This window comes from Lysobacter sp. Soil_N_23, assembly GCF_057656135.1.
In genome coordinates, this window is record NZ_JBDGKY010000001.1 from 311,669 (window position 1) to 325,142 (window position 13,474).

Genomic DNA, 13,474 nt, shown 5'->3' on the forward strand with positions numbered 1-13,474 from the left:
ACGGCTTCCGGTTACTGAGGTTGATCGACGCATTGGCGCCATGGAATCGACCCACCGACAGATGTCTAGTCACGCCCTGACCCTGCCACGCCTGAAGATCCCGCGCTTTCGCCAGCCGTTGCCCGGCTTCGGCCTGAGCCTCGGCCTCGGCCTGGCGTGGTTGAGCGTGGTGGTGCTGCTGCCGCTGGCGGCGCTGGCGATCCGCGCCGCCGGGCTCGGCCTCGACGGCTGGCTGCGCGCCATCCACGACCCGCGCGTGCAGGCATCGCTGAAGCTGAGCTTCGGCGCGGCATTCGTCGCCGCGGTGGCGGCTTCGTTCGCCGGCGCGCTGGTGGCCTGGGTGATCGTGCGCTACCGCTTTCCCGGCCGGCGCCTGCTCGATGCGCTGGTCGACCTGCCGTTCGCCTTGCCCACCGCCGTGGCCGGCATCTCGCTGACCGCGATCTACTCGGCCAATGGCTGGGTCGGCCGCTGGCTCGAACCGCTCGGCGTGAAGATCGCCTACACCCCGATCGGCATCGTGATCGCGCTGGTGTTCATCGGCCTGCCGTTCGCGGTGCGCACGGTGCAGCCGGTGCTCGAAGCGCTTGGGCACGAGCAGGAAGAGGCCGCCGCTTCGCTCGGCGCCTCACGCGTGACCACGCTGCGCCGCGTGGTGCTGCCGGAGTTGCTGCCGGCACTGCTGACCGGTTTCTCGCTGGCGTTCGCGCGCGCACTGGGCGAGTACGGCTCGGTGATCTTCATCGCCGGCAACCTGCCCTACAGGACCGAGATCGCGCCATTGCTCATCACCATCCGCCTGGAGGAGTACGACTATCCGGGCGCGGTCGCGATAGCGGCGCTGCTGCTGGCGGCGTCGTTCGTGTGCCTGCTGGCGATCAACGCGATCCCGTCGTTGTTCGCGCACGAGAAGAGGAGCCGGCGTCGTGAGTAACCGTCCGCGCAACGACCTGCAGGAACCGGCATGGCTGCGCTGGACGCTGATCGTTCTGGCGGTGCTGGTGATGGCCGCGCTGGTGGTGATGCCGCTGCTGATGGTGCTGGGCGCAGCCTTCGCCAAGGGCATCGGCGTATGGTTCGCTTCGTTGACCGAGCCCGATGCGCTGTCTGCGTTGAAGCTGACCCTGTTCACCGTGGCAATAGTGGTACCGGTCAACGCCGTGTTCGGCATGCTCACCGCCTGGGCGGTCACGCGCTTCGAGTTTCGCGGCAAGCAGTTGCTGCTGTCGCTGATCGACCTGCCGTTCGCGGTGTCGCCGGTGGTGGCCGGCCTGTGCCTGGTGCTGCTGTTCGGTTCGCAGGGCTGGTTTGCCGAACTGCTGCAGCGCCACGACCTCAAGATCCTGTTCGCGCGGCCCGGCATCGTCCTGGCAACGTTGTTCATCACCTTCCCGTTCGTGGTGCGCGAGCTGATCCCGCTGATGCAGCAGCAGGGTGCGGACGAGGAGCTGGCCGCGCGCTCGCTCGGTGCCGGCAGCTGGACCATGTTCCGCCGGGTCACGCTGCCCAACATCAAGTGGGGCCTGCTGTACGGCGTGCTGCTGTGCGCGGCGCGTGCGATGGGCGAGTTCGGTGCGGTGTCGGTGGTGTCGGGCCACATCCGCGGGCTTACCAACACGTTGCCGCTGCATATCGAGATCCTCTACAACGAGTTCGACAGCACCGCGGCGTTCGCCGCCGCGTCGCTGCTGGCCGGACTGGCCCTGATCACCCTTGTCCTGAAGTTCTGGCTGGAGGCACGCCATGGCGACGCCCTTGCGCAATCCCATCGTCGACATTGACCGCGCCCGCGCGCTGGACGCCCTTGTGACCGACACCACCGAGATCGGCGCAGCAGGCATTGGTGGCGCCGAGATCGGCGCCCCAGGCACCGGCTGGCGGCGCGGTCCCGCGCCGGCCGCGCAGGTGACCCCGGCCGCGGACTCTGCCACGCTCGTGTCCGCCCCACTCAACCGCCGGCCCCACCCGGCACGGAGCGGCATGGACCTGCACATCCGCCAGCTCGGCAAGCGTTATAGCGGCGTTGCCGCGCTCGACCGCGTCGACCTCGACGTGGCGGCCGGCGAGCTCGTCGCGCTGCTGGGCCCGTCGGGCTCGGGCAAGACCACGTTGTTGCGCGTGATCGCAGGGCTGCTGCATCCGGACGAAGGCCGCGTGCTGTTCGGCCAGGACGACGCCACCCGGTTGAGCCTGCGCGAGCGCAATGTCGGCTTCGTGTTCCAGCACTACGCACTGTTCAAGCACATGACGGTGGCGGAGAACATCGCCTTCGGTCTTCGCAGCCGCCCGCGCAAGCGCCGGCCGGACAAGGCGACGATCGCGCGCCGCGTCGAGGAGCTGCTGGGCCTGATCCAGCTTCCGGAGTTCGGTGGACGTTACCCGGAGCAGTTGTCGGGCGGTCAGAAGCAGCGCGTCGCGCTGGCTCGCGCGCTGGCGATCGATCCGACCGTGCTGCTGCTCGACGAACCCTTCGGCGCGCTCGATGCCAAGGTCCGCGTCGAGTTGCGGCGCTGGCTGCGGCAGCTGCACGAACGCACCGGCCAGACCACGCTGTTCGTCACCCACGACCAGGAAGAAGCGCTGGAGCTGGCCGACCGCATCGTGGTACTTCGCGATGGCCGCATCGAACAGGTCGGCACGCCCGACGAGATCTACAGCGCGCCGGCATCGGACTACGTGTTCGATTTCATCGGCCGCGCCAACGTGCTGGAAGGGCGCGTCGAGCAGGGCCAGTTCCGCATCGCCGGCCATGCCATCGCGCTGCCTGCGCAGGACGTCGCCGATGGCCCGGCACGACTGTATGCGCGGCCGCACGACATCGCCCCGGCCACGCCGGAAGCCGGTGTCGCCGCGCTCGTCATCGCCGCCCACCGCCTGGCCGACCGCATCACCCTGGAGCTGGCCGTGGAGGGGCAATCGCGGCCGCTGGAACTGGATTTCGTCGCCTCGCCGGGCGTGACCACGCCGGCACCGGGCAGCACGATCGGGCTGGAGCCGCTGCGGTACCGGGTGTTTGCGGCTTGAGCTCATGCCCCTCCCCCTGCTTGCAGGGGGAGGTTGGGAGGGGGTGGAGGCGCGCCAGCGCCGACTCGCCGCGATGCGGCTCAACCCCTCCCCAACACTCCCCTGCAAGCAGGGGAGGGAGCAGGAATTCCACCACATCCCGCACCGAACGCCCCTTCCACCGGGCGTACAATGCCGCGCCATGAGCAGCTACCCCTACGTACGCCCGCGGCGGATGCGCCGCGATGAGTTCTCGCGCCGCCTGATGCGCGAGTCGGTCCTGACCACCAACGACCTGATCTACCCCGTGTTCGTGCAAGAACGCGACGGGCGCGAGCCGGTCGCCTCGATGCCCGGGGTATCGCGCCTGTCGATCGACGAACTGCTGCGCGAAGCCGAGCAGGCTGTTGAACTTCGCATCCCCGCGCTGACCCTGTTCGGCGTGCCGTCCGACGGCAAGACCGCCGACGGCGCGATCGCCTGGAGCGAAGACGGCATCGTCCAGCGCGCCGTGTGTGCGCTCAAGCAGCGCTTCCCGGAACTGGGCGTGATCACCGACGTCGCCCTCGACCCCTACACCACCCACGGCCAGGACGGCCTGATCGACGACAGCGGCTACATCCTCAACGACCAGACCGTCGATGCACTGGTGAAGCAGGCGCTGTCGCACGCGCAGGCCGGCGCCGACGTGGTCGCGCCCAGCGACATGATGGACGGCCGCATCGGCGCGGTCCGCAATGCGCTGGAAGAAGCCGGCCTGGTCAACACCCGGATCCTCGCCTACAGCGCCAAGTACGCCAGCGCGTTCTACGGCCCGTTCCGCAGCGCGGTCGGCTCGGCCGCGGCGCTGGGCAAGGGCAACAAGTACACCTACCAGATGGATCCGGCCAACTCGGACGAGGCGCTGCAGGAAGTCGCGCTCGACCTCGACGAGGGCGCCGACATGGTCATGGTCAAGCCGGGCATGCCGTATCTGGACATCGTGCGCCGGGTGAAGGACGAGTTCCGCGTGCCGACCTACGTCTATCAGGTCAGCGGCGAGTACGCGATGTTGAAGGCGACCGCGCAGAACGGCTGGCTCGATGAGCGCGCCACTGCGCTGGAAGCGCTGCTCGCGTTCAAGCGTGCCGGCGCCGATGGCGTGCTGACGTATTACGCACTCGATGCGGCGCGGTGGTTGCGCGAGATGGGCTGAGCAGTGACCGTCATCCCCGCGAAGGCGGGGACCCAGCGACATTGCCCTGACGGCTGAACGTCACTGGGTTCCCGCCTTCGCGGGAATGACGGAATCCCAGGGGAATGACGGAATCCCAGCGGGAATGACGGCCCCCTATTCGTCATCCCGGCGAAAGCCGGATCCATGTTGCTGTTGCTGTTGATGGCAAACCCGAAGTCGCTGGGTTCCCGCCTTCGCGGGAATGACGGTTAAGGGGAATTGGCCCCTAGAAGCAGCCCGTTTTCCCCGTCACTGCGGGGGCCTTCATCCGGTAGATGTCGTACTTGCCCGCCTTCGGCGACTTCGCCGTGCCGGTCACCAGCAGCTCGCCCGGCTTGTTCCAGTCCAGCGCCGGGCCGAAGGTGATGCCGTCTTCGGTATTGAACGAGAGCTTGAGCGGCTGCACGTCGTCGTAGCGCTTGCCATCACACTGGGCGACGAACAAACGCACCGGCTGGTCGCTCACGTTCTTCGAGCGGGTGAAGACGATCGCCTCGCCATCGCCGAGCCAGGCCGGGTCGAGTTCGTCGCCGGCCGTGTTCACGCCCGGCAACGGCTTCGCATCGCTGAACGCATCGCCATCCCAGCGCGCCACGAACAGGTCCTGGCGGCCGGCACCGCCGCGGCCATCGCTGGCGAACAGCAGGTGGCGGCCGTCGCGGCTCGGGGTCGGCGCCCAATCGTTGCCGCGCGTGTTGACGCCGGGGCCGAGGTTCTCCGGCTTGCCAAAGCCACCACCGGCCAGCACCGCCGCCCTGTACAGGTCATCCCCGCCCACGCCACCAGGTCGGTCGGAGAAGAAGTACAGCCAGCGACCGTCGGCGCTGAACAGCGGGTCATAGTCCTTGGATGCCGAATTGATCGGCAGCGGTGTGGCGTCCTGCCAGCGACCGTCCTTCAGCGTCGCCTGCCACAGGTCGCGACCGCCGGGGCCACCTTCACGGTCCGTGCTGCCCCAGACGATACGCTTGCCGTCCGGACTGACGCTTGCACGGACTTCGCTGGCCTTGGTCGATACCACGCCCATGCCTTCGATGCCGAACTCCGACAGGAACGCTGCCGCCGGACCGGACACGAACCAGGCGCCGAGCGCCAAGGCGGGGAGTAGACTCAAACCCTGCAAGGCCGCTGCACGTCGCATGGAACGTTCTCCTGTGTCTGTGGCCTCAAGTCTAAGCGAGGGTCGCCCGTGTCCAATTTCGCCTCTGTCGCAAATCCCGCCATCGTCAAGCGCTTCGCGGTCATCGGCCATCCGGTGGCGCATTCGCTGTCGCCGAAGATCCACGCGGCGTTCGGCAAGCAGACCGGCATCGCGCTTGAGTACGTAGCGCTCGACGCCGCGCCGGAAAACTTCGATGCACTGCTGGCGGAGTTCGCGGCCGAGGGCGGCCTGGGCGCCAACGTCACCCTGCCGCACAAGACCCGGGCAGCGGCCAGCTGCAACGCGCTGACCGAGCGCGCGCGCCGCGCCGGCGCGGTCAACACGCTGATCCGCACGGCCACGGGCTGGGAAGGCGACAACACCGACGGCGTCGGCCTGGTCCGCGACCTCACCGAGCGCCACGGTCTGGACCTGCGCTCGCGCCGCACCCTGCTGCTCGGCGCCGGTGGCGCCGCCCGTGGCGTGGCACCGGCCCTGCTCGATGCCGGCATCGGCGATCTCTACATCATCAACCGCACGCCCGAACGCGCCGACGCGCTGACCGATGTGCTGGCCCAGCCCGGCCGTGTGCACCCGCGCTACTTCGCCGACGTCAATTCGCTGGGCACGTTCGACCTGATCATCAACGCCACTTCGGCCGCGCGCGATTCCGCCCTGCCGAATCTTCCGGTGGCCCTGGCCGGGCCGCGCACGGCGGCGGTGGACCTGAGCTATGGCGAAGTCGCCATTCCATTCCTGGCCTGGGCGCATGCGGCCGGCGCGCACGACCGCATCGACGGCCTGGGCATGCTGGTCGAACAGGCCGCCGAAAGCTTCCAGCGCTGGCACGGCGTGCGACCCGATACCGACCCGTGCTACGAGTTCCTGCGCGAGCACCGCGCGGTGCTGGTCACCGCGGACTGATCGCGACACGACACACGGCTCAACCGATGGATTGCCGCGCCCGCTGCGGCGCGTGCTGCATCGCGCCTTCGATCACCTCGCCCATTCCCGGCATGCCGCATGGCAAGCCGGCCGGGATGCCGTGCGTGCAACTGGATGACGACCTGCGCTGCCGGCTGTTTGGCCGCCCCGAGCGTCCACCGTTCTGCGCGTCGTTGCGACCGGCGCAGGACATGTGCGGGAGCGATCGCGACGCGGCGATGGCGGGGCTCGCCGAACTGGAACGGCTGACGCACCCATCACCCCGGTAGGAGCGAGCTTGCTCGCGATCAGGCGTGTCCGCCCCGGTGAGGTGCTTCGCGAGCAAGCTCGCTCCAACATCTGATTGACCCTGAATGGGGGGCCTCGCCGATTGCCTGGCCGCGCGTTTGCCGGCCTGCCCGAACTGCCATAGGCTGCCGCCAGGGACCGGGTGGGGCACGACATCGGACCAGCCGGGCTTGGGTAGTGGGGACTATCTCAGGGGGAAGGCATGGCAAACCACGTCAAGGCGGCACACGCACACCGGATGATCGCGGGCATCTACTGCGTCGTCATGGTGCTCGCGGCGATCTTCATCTACGCAGCAGTCAGCAACAACCCGGCCATGGTGATCGCGATGATCGCGGCGCCGTTGGCCATCCTTGCGACCGCGCACTTCCTGCTCGCAGGCAGTGTGGATGCCTGCAGGGCACGCATGGCATCGCTGGTACTTGGCGCGGTCACGATGCTGGTGTTTCCGATCGGCACCGTCATGGGCCTCTACATCGTCAAGTACTCGCTCGGCGAGTGGGTGCCGGAAAAGCGCCTGTCGGAATCGCTGGCCGATGGCTGGCCGCAGAGCCAGCACGAAGGCGCGTGAGTCGCGCGGGAGCAGGTCGGGCACCGCCTGCTCCCTGCCCGGGCAATGCGCGACGGTGCTACAGCAACCCGTCGCGCTTGACCGAAAGGTACTTCTCCACCAGTGACGCGGCGAGCTTGTCGCAGGCCACGTCCAGCACCATCACGCCGTGATTGCGCAGCGCCTCGTGCGCGGCATTGCGCTGCTCGAGATACTGCGCGGTGGCGCCAGCGCGGATCGCCTGCGACAGGTCCTGCACGGCTTCGCCCAGGGCGCTGTCGAGCGAGCCTTCGCGCAGGCTCGCCACACAGACCAGATGGCGCTTGCGCAGCATCTGCACGGCGGCGAGCACGTCGTCCATGTCCTCGTCGCGCAGGTTGGTCACCATCATCACCAGCGAGCGCCGGCGCTGGCGCAGCGACAGTTCGGTGGCGGCGGCGAGGAAGTCGGTGGCCACCGGCTGTGGCTGCAAGGCGTAGCTGGCGCGTAGCAGTTCGTCGATGGCGCCGACACCGCGGCGCGGCGGCACCCAGCTGCTGGCGCCGCCGCTGGCGAGCAGGCCGACCGCGTCGCCCTGGCGCAGCGCCAGGTAGGCGACCACCAGCGAGGCATCGAGCACATGGTCGAAATGGTCCATCTCGCCGTCGCGCGCGAGCAGGCGGCGGCCGGTGTCGAGCAGCAGCACCAGCTGCTGGTTCTTCTCGTCCTGGTACTCGCGCGAGATCAGGCGGCGGGCGCGGGCGGTCGCCTTCCAGTCGATCTGGCGCATGCTGTCGCCGATGCGGTACTCGCGCATCTGGTGGAAGTCGGTGCCCTCGCCGCGACGCCGGCGCAGGTGCGCGCCGACCAGGCGCGAGGCCTGCTCTGCACTGAACATCGCAAAGCGCGCCAGCGGTGCGAAGTTCGGGAACACGCGCACCGCCTGCTCCACGCCTGCCACGCGCGAATGCCACCACAACCGCAACGGCGAATGCAGGCGCAGCTGCACGCCTTCGAAGCGGAAGTCGCCACGCGCGTTGGCGCACAGGTGGTAGTCGAACGAAGCCGCTTCGCCGGGACGCAGTTGTACGCGACGCGGCAGCCCGTGCATGCGCCAGCCGCCTGGGTGCAGATCGAACACGTCCAGGCGCTGGCTGTGCTCATCGCTTTCCAGGTTCAGGGTGACCGGACGCTCGATGCCGATCGGCCAGGTGTCGGAAATCCTGCGCTGCACGCGCGGCGTCGGCCGTTTCAGCACCTGGGCGGCGTCGAACAGGACCAGCAGCAGCAACCCCAGGCCGGCCGTGGACCACGCCTGCAGCGGTGCAAGCTTGAACGCGACTGCGATGCCGAGCGCGCCCCACAGCACCAGCAGCCACAGCATCGCCGGTGCAGGGCGTGGCAGGGAGCGGCGCACGGCGACGGGGTCGGTCACCGCTTGCCCTCACCCCGGCCCTCTCCCGCAAGCGGGAGAGAGAGCAGGTCGCGGCGCTTCAGCGCATGGCTCACTTGCGCGGCGCCTCCACCTTCGACAGCAGTGCGTGCAGCACGTCGTCGGGCGACTGCCCTTCGATCTGCAGTTCCGGCGCCAGCGCGATGCGATGGCGCAGCGCCGGTTTTGCGATCTCGCGGATGTCGTCGGGGGTGACGAAGTCGCGGCCGGCGAGCACCGCCTGCGCGCGCGCGGCGCGCACCAGTGCCAGGCTGCCACGCGGACCGGCACCAAGCGCGATGCCGGCCCAGTCGCGGGTGGCGGCCACGATCCGCACCGCGTAATCGATCACGGCATCGTCGACCGTCGTCAACGCGGTGCCGGCCTGCATCGCCGCGATGTCCTGCGGGCCGAGCACGCGCTGCACCTGCGACAGGTCGAAGTCGGACGCGCTGCGGCCCTGGCTGACCGCGGCGACCATGCGCTTCTCGTCGGCGCGCGAGGGGTAGCCGATCAGGATCTTCAGCAGGAAGCGGTCGAGCTGCGCCTCCGGCAACGGGTAGGTGCCTTCCTGTTCGACCGGGTTCTGCGTGGCCAGGGTCAGGAACGGCGGCGACAGCTGGAAGCTGTGGCCTTCGATGGTCACCTGCAGTTCGGCCATCGCCTCCAGCAGCGCCGACTGGGTCTTGGCCGGGGCTCGGTTGATCTCGTCGGCCAGCAGCAGGTTGGTGAACACCGGGCCGCGACGGATGTTGAAGGTCTCGCTCTTCGGGTTCCACACCGCATGGCCGCTGATGTCGCTGGGCATCAGGTCGGGCGTGAACTGCACGCGGGCGTAGCTGCAATCGAGCGCCCGCGACAGCGCGCGCACCAGCAAGGTCTTGCCCAGGCCGGGGACGCCTTCGATCAGCACGTGGCCGCCGGCGAGCAGGGCGATCAGGATCTGGTCGAGCACGTCGGCCTGGCCGATGAAGGCCTTGCCGACCTGCTCGCGCACGGCGGCGGCGCGTTCGGCCAGCGCGGCGCCGGTGATCGGGACTAGCGGCTGGTTGGTATCGGCGTTCATGGCGTGGACTCGTGTTTGGACGCGTGTGTGATCAGGGTCTTGGCGGTCACAGCAGGTTCCTCAGGCGCACCAGCGTGGCGATGCGGCTGCGGAACGCGGCGTGGTCGCGTGCGGTTGGCGTGGACAGGGCGTCGCGGATATCGGCAGCAGCGACGTTGAAGCGCTCCGACAGCATCACCACCTGCGCTTCGCCACCGAGCGCAGCGGCCTGCGGGTCGCGGCGGCGCAGACGCGCAAGGAAGGCGTTGCGCACGGCGTCGTGCAGCAGGTGGGCGTAGCCATAGCGGTAGACATGCTCACCGCTGGCGACGACATGCTCGAGCAGCGAGCGGCGTTCGCTCGCCGGCGCCGGCAACTGCGGACCGAAGCGCTGCGCGCGCCGCCACAGCCATGCGAGCAGCGCCAGCAGCAGCGGCAGCCAGGCCATCCAGCTGTCGCGCGCCAGCGTCCACCAGAACGACGGCATGTCTGCGGCGTAGATCAGGTGGATCGTGCCGGCGCGGTAGTTGGGTGCCAGCAACTGGCGCGCCAGCGCGATATGCGGGCCGTCCTTGAGCGAACCGTTGTCGAGGAAGTCGAAGTCGGAGAGGACGTCTACATACCCGCGGCCATGCACGAGCCGCATGTACACATTGCCGCTGCTGTCGGCCCAGCCCAGCGCAAGCTCTCCGGCGGTGCCCAGCAACTCCGCGCGACGGCCCCGGCAGAATTCCACATGCGGGTCTTCGCCGCGCACGTCCCAGCCGGTGCACTTGATCGGCGTGGAGGCCGGGACGACATCGAGTTGCGTCAACACGGGCACGACGGTGCCGGCGGCGAACGGCCCGGGCGGTGGCGTGCGCACCAGCAGATGCCCGCCCCGGGCCACCCAATCGAGCAGCGCGCGGCCCTCGTCACGGCCCAGCGTGCGCGGGTCGCGGTACAGCAGCACGGTGTCGCGCTCGCCCAGGCGATGCTTGCCGAGTTGCAGGTTCGGCCTGGCCTGCGCCTTCACGCCGTCGGCAATCAGGGCAAGTTTCAGGACATACAGCGGATTGCTGCGCGCTTCGCCGGTGCGCGGCAGCGGCACCGTTTCCTCGACACGCTCGTAGTTGCGCAACCACCAGGTCGCGGCAAGGGCGAGCAGACCCAGCACCACGGCGGAGATGACGGCGGCGCGCACGTTGTCCCGGCTCATGCCGCGACTCCCGTCGGGCCCGCGACCGGCGTCCAGGCAAAGCGACGCGCCAGTTCGTCGATCAGGCCTTCCAGCTCGTCGCCTGCGGGGAACCGCTGCGCATACGCGGCGTACTGCCAGGTGCGCACGGCCTGGGCGAAGGCATCGCGGTCCTCCGTGCGGGCCAGCTTGCGCGATGCGCGCAGGCATTCGGCCTCGGTCGCGCCCGGCACCAGCGTGGCTCCGGTGCGCGCCACCATCGCTTCGACACTGGCCCGATACAGCAGCGCCAGCGCCTCGCGCTGCCGGCCTTCGCGCCAGAGCCTGCGCACCACCGAGGGGACGTCGTCGGGCAGCGGCAGCTCGGGTTCGGCAAGATCGGACAGTCGCAGACCATCGAACTCGCGCGGCTCGCGTGCGACTCCGTCGCGAAACCAGACCAGCCAGCGCGGCGCGGTCAGCACCAGGGCCAGTACCAGCACCGCCAGCACGATCCACAGACCGAATTCGCTGAGCAGCGCCACGACGTTGCCTAGCCAGCGCATGTCGTTGTCGTCGCGCTTCCTGTCGTCCTTGGCCTTTGGATCGCGCGCTTTCCACGTGGCCACCGTGCGCGTGGGGCTCACGGTCGGATCGGCGTAGGCCTTGGCAACCGCCTTGCGCAGGCTGGCGTCATCGACAAGAGCGCGGCCGAATATCTGTTCGGGTGTGACACGCGTGATCTTGCTGCCGATGCGTGGCTTCCCGGCGACATCGGGTGTGACTTCGCTGCGGGCCGCATCATCCTGTCCCGGCTGCGCATGCGCGTGCGACTGCTGATCGGTGTCCTGGGCATGCGAAGCCATCGGCATGGCAGACAGCGCGAACACCAGCAGCAACACCAGCGCCGCACCGGCATTGGCCAGGCGCGCGCCCAAACGACGCAGGGCCAGTTCGATATCCCAGGCCTCGATCTCGGTGCGACGGTTGAGATACAGCCCCAGGCCGGCGCCGACATAGAACGGTTCGATCAGGCTGGTCGAGGCCCAGGCCAGCAGGTTGCACACCAGGCCCAGCCAGTCGGGCATGTCGCGCAGCGTCGTCAGCGCGGTGCTGCCGAACTGCGAGAAGTACTCGTTGGGAACGAACAGCATCGCAGCGCCGAGCATGCCCAGGCAGAGGGCGACCTCGAAGTTGACGCAGACCAGCGTCAGCGCCGAGGCCACGCCGTAGGCAGGCGCGCCGAGCGTGCGGCGGCGCGCACCGGCTTCGCGTCCGCGGCCGCCTTCCAGCAGGTCGACGGGCAGGTACAACGAGCGGACCGGACCGAACCGGCGCCAGGTCAGATACGGCAACAACCAGCGCAGGCCCCAGCTGCGTTGCGCCTGCAGGGTCTGGCGCGTGGTCGGCACTTCGCCGAACACCGCGCGCGAGAGCACATGCAACGGAATGCGATCGAATGCCGGCTTGAGCCACCACATCAAAAGGCCGGCCAGCCACAGTGCATCGATGGCCCAGGCCAGCGCGTTGACCACCAGCAGGATTGGAAGGGTCAGCGCCAGCCATGGCTTCCAGATCGCCGCGGCATGGCGACGGGTCAGCGCGGTGCCCAGTTCGACCGCTTCCCACGCGGTGCGCGGTCGCAACGCCACGGTCAGGGATTCGATCCTCATGGCGCGCTGGCATCCTGGCGCGCAAGCTTGTTCTCAGCGAGGTCGCCCTCGGCGAGGTCGCGGTTGCGCCCGCCCAACCCCAGCCACAGGAACGTCAGCGCCCACAGCACGCCACCGACGCCGTACTTGATCCACGTCGGCATCCACGCGATCGACGACCAGAATGCTTCGACGAACGCCGCGAACACCAGCATCGCCAGCACGCCCAGGCAAAGCTGCGCCCCGCGCCGGCCGCCATCGACCAGCGCGTCGATGCGCCGCCGCTGGCCCGGCGCGACCAGGTTCAACCCCAGCCGCAGTCCGGCACCGCCGGCGATCACTATCGCCGTGAGTTCCGGCGCCGAATGCCCGGCGACGAAGCGCCAGAACGGATCGCCGTGGCCGACCGCCTGCAGATGGCCGGCGACGCCGCCGATCATGATGCCGTTGACGATCAGCACCACCACCGCACCGATGCCGGCGACCAGGCCGCTGGCGAACGTGCGGAAGCCGATGCTGACGTTGTTCCACACGTAGTGGCCGAACATCGCCACGTCGGTGCCGCTGTCGCGTCCGAGCTTCCGCACCGGGTTGTCCGGGTCGTACATCGACTCGAACTGCATCAGCTGGACCGGATCGAACAGGGACGACGACAACTCCGGCGTCAGCTGGATGGCGACGAACACCGCCAGCAGCGGCAACCAGAACAACAGCGCCGACGCCGCCATGCAGCCAGCTTCGGCGCGCACCAGTCGCGGGAATCCGGCGAGCAGGAATTCGACCGCACGCCGCCACCGCGGCGCCGGCGTGCGATAGAGCAGGCCATGGCCACGCTGCATCAGGCCCTGCAGGCGATCGGTCACCAGCGGGCTGTAGCCGCGTCGCCGCGCCAGCGCCAGTTGCTGGCACAGGCGCCGGTAGCGCGCCGGCATCTCGTGATCGGGCAGGCCCTGCCACTGCCGCCGCGACATTCGCGCCTGGCGGGCGCTTTCGCTGCGCGTGTCGAGCCATTTCTCGAACGAAATCCATTCGGCCTGGTGGCGCTGGATGAAGTGCTCCTGCCGCAT

13 protein-coding genes are annotated in these 13,474 nt (G+C 69.0%); 7 read left to right on the forward strand and 6 right to left on the reverse strand.

Annotated elements, in window-relative coordinates; genetic code table 11:
• Nucleotides 1-61 precede the first annotated feature (61 nt).
• The 4 genes from cysT (at nucleotide 62) to hemB (ending at nucleotide 4,198) form a co-directional block, all read left to right on the forward strand.
• Nucleotides 62-934: a sulfate ABC transporter permease subunit CysT gene (cysT, locus tag AC3A3X_RS01335; protein WP_487581251.1), complete on the forward strand. Its 873-nt coding sequence runs from the start codon at nucleotides 62-64 to the stop codon at nucleotides 932-934.
• A complete protein-coding gene (gene cysW, locus AC3A3X_RS01340) occupies nucleotides 927-1,781 on the forward strand; it encodes a sulfate ABC transporter permease subunit CysW (RefSeq protein WP_487581252.1) in 855 nt (284 codons plus the stop codon). The genes cysT and cysW overlap by 8 nt, the downstream gene beginning before the upstream one ends.
• Before the next feature lie 199 nt (nucleotides 1,782-1,980).
• The gene (locus tag AC3A3X_RS01345; protein ID WP_487581355.1) at nucleotides 1,981-3,024 is read left to right on the forward strand and encodes a sulfate/molybdate ABC transporter ATP-binding protein; all 1,044 of its coding nucleotides are present in this window, start codon (nucleotides 1,981-1,983) and stop codon (nucleotides 3,022-3,024) included.
• Nucleotides 3,025-3,205: 181 nt separating this feature from the next.
• Nucleotides 3,206-4,198, forward strand: a complete 993-nt coding sequence (hemB, locus tag AC3A3X_RS01350; protein WP_487581253.1) for a porphobilinogen synthase — start codon at nucleotides 3,206-3,208, stop codon at nucleotides 4,196-4,198.
• 247 nt (nucleotides 4,199-4,445) lie between these two features.
• Here hemB and AC3A3X_RS01355 read toward each other — a convergent pair whose 3' ends face one another.
• Nucleotides 4,446-5,360, reverse strand: a complete 915-nt coding sequence (locus AC3A3X_RS01355) for a TolB family protein (RefSeq protein ID WP_487581254.1) — start codon at nucleotides 5,358-5,360, stop codon at nucleotides 4,446-4,448.
• Between the two features lie 81 nt (nucleotides 5,361-5,441).
• Here AC3A3X_RS01355 and aroE point away from each other — a divergent pair, with 81 nt between their 5' ends.
• From aroE to AC3A3X_RS01370, 3 genes are all read left to right on the forward strand, one after another.
• The gene (gene aroE / locus AC3A3X_RS01360; protein WP_487581356.1) at nucleotides 5,442-6,284 is read left to right on the forward strand and encodes a shikimate dehydrogenase; all 843 of its coding nucleotides are present in this window, start codon (nucleotides 5,442-5,444) and stop codon (nucleotides 6,282-6,284) included.
• Between the two features lie 26 nt (nucleotides 6,285-6,310).
• On the forward strand, nucleotides 6,311-6,574 hold the full coding sequence (locus AC3A3X_RS01365) for a YkgJ family cysteine cluster protein (protein WP_487581255.1): 264 nt from the start codon (nucleotides 6,311-6,313) through the stop codon (nucleotides 6,572-6,574).
• A gap of 221 nt (nucleotides 6,575-6,795) precedes the next feature.
• Nucleotides 6,796-7,164, forward strand: a complete 369-nt coding sequence (locus AC3A3X_RS01370; protein WP_487581256.1) for a hypothetical protein — start codon at nucleotides 6,796-6,798, stop codon at nucleotides 7,162-7,164.
• Between the two features lie 58 nt (nucleotides 7,165-7,222).
• Here the strand turns inward: AC3A3X_RS01370 and AC3A3X_RS01375 are convergent, their stop codons facing one another.
• The 5 genes from AC3A3X_RS01375 to AC3A3X_RS01395 form a co-directional block, all read right to left on the reverse strand.
• Complete coding sequence (locus tag AC3A3X_RS01375) at nucleotides 7,223-8,506, reverse strand: DUF58 domain-containing protein (RefSeq protein WP_487581357.1); 1,284 nt, start codon at nucleotides 8,504-8,506, stop codon at nucleotides 7,223-7,225.
• Nucleotides 8,507-8,627: 121 nt separating this feature from the next.
• Nucleotides 8,628-9,620 carry an AAA family ATPase gene (locus AC3A3X_RS01380; protein WP_487581257.1) on the reverse strand — a complete coding sequence of 331 codons (993 nt, stop codon included), beginning with the start codon at nucleotides 9,618-9,620 and terminating at the stop codon, nucleotides 8,628-8,630.
• A gap of 46 nt (nucleotides 9,621-9,666) precedes the next feature.
• Nucleotides 9,667-10,797 carry a DUF4350 domain-containing protein gene (locus tag AC3A3X_RS01385; protein ID WP_487581258.1) on the reverse strand — a complete coding sequence of 377 codons (1,131 nt, stop codon included), beginning with the start codon at nucleotides 10,795-10,797 and terminating at the stop codon, nucleotides 9,667-9,669.
• Nucleotides 10,794-12,428, reverse strand: a complete 1,635-nt coding sequence (locus AC3A3X_RS01390) for a DUF4129 domain-containing protein (RefSeq protein WP_487581259.1) — start codon at nucleotides 12,426-12,428, stop codon at nucleotides 10,794-10,796. Before AC3A3X_RS01390 ends, AC3A3X_RS01385 begins: the two co-directional genes overlap by 4 nt.
• Entirely contained in the window at nucleotides 12,425-13,474 is a 1,050-nt protein-coding gene (locus AC3A3X_RS01395; protein WP_487581260.1) for a stage II sporulation protein M, read from the reverse strand. Before AC3A3X_RS01395 ends, AC3A3X_RS01390 begins: the two co-directional genes overlap by 4 nt.

What these genes read in the sequence shown, in the direction of transcription:
- AC3A3X_RS01355 (WP_487581254.1), bottom strand. Translation starts at nt 5,360, where the DNA reads ATGCGACGTGCAGCGGCCTTGCAGGGTTTGAGTCTACTCCCCGCCTTG.
- AC3A3X_RS01365 (WP_487581255.1), top strand. Translation starts at nt 6,311, where the DNA reads ATGGATTGCCGCGCCCGCTGCGGCGCGTGCTGCATCGCGCCTTCGATC.
- hemB (WP_487581253.1), top strand. Translation starts at nt 3,206, where the DNA reads ATGAGCAGCTACCCCTACGTACGCCCGCGGCGGATGCGCCGCGATGAG.
- AC3A3X_RS01390 (WP_487581259.1), bottom strand. Translation starts at nt 12,428, where the DNA reads ATGAGGATCGAATCCCTGACCGTGGCGTTGCGACCGCGCACCGCGTGG.
- AC3A3X_RS01385 (WP_487581258.1), bottom strand. Translation starts at nt 10,797, where the DNA reads ATGAGCCGGGACAACGTGCGCGCCGCCGTCATCTCCGCCGTGGTGCTG.
- AC3A3X_RS01370 (WP_487581256.1), top strand. Translation starts at nt 6,796, where the DNA reads ATGGCAAACCACGTCAAGGCGGCACACGCACACCGGATGATCGCGGGC.
- AC3A3X_RS01345 (WP_487581355.1), top strand. Translation starts at nt 1,981, where the DNA reads ATGGACCTGCACATCCGCCAGCTCGGCAAGCGTTATAGCGGCGTTGCC.
- cysT (WP_487581251.1), top strand. Translation starts at nt 62, where the DNA reads ATGTCTAGTCACGCCCTGACCCTGCCACGCCTGAAGATCCCGCGCTTT.
- AC3A3X_RS01380 (WP_487581257.1), bottom strand. Translation starts at nt 9,620, where the DNA reads ATGAACGCCGATACCAACCAGCCGCTAGTCCCGATCACCGGCGCCGCG.
- AC3A3X_RS01375 (WP_487581357.1), bottom strand. Translation starts at nt 8,506, where the DNA reads ATGCTGTGGCTGCTGGTGCTGTGGGGCGCGCTCGGCATCGCAGTCGCG.
- AC3A3X_RS01395 (WP_487581260.1), bottom strand. Translation starts at nt 13,474, where the DNA reads ATGCGGCAGGAGCACTTCATCCAGCGCCACCAGGCCGAATGGATTTCG.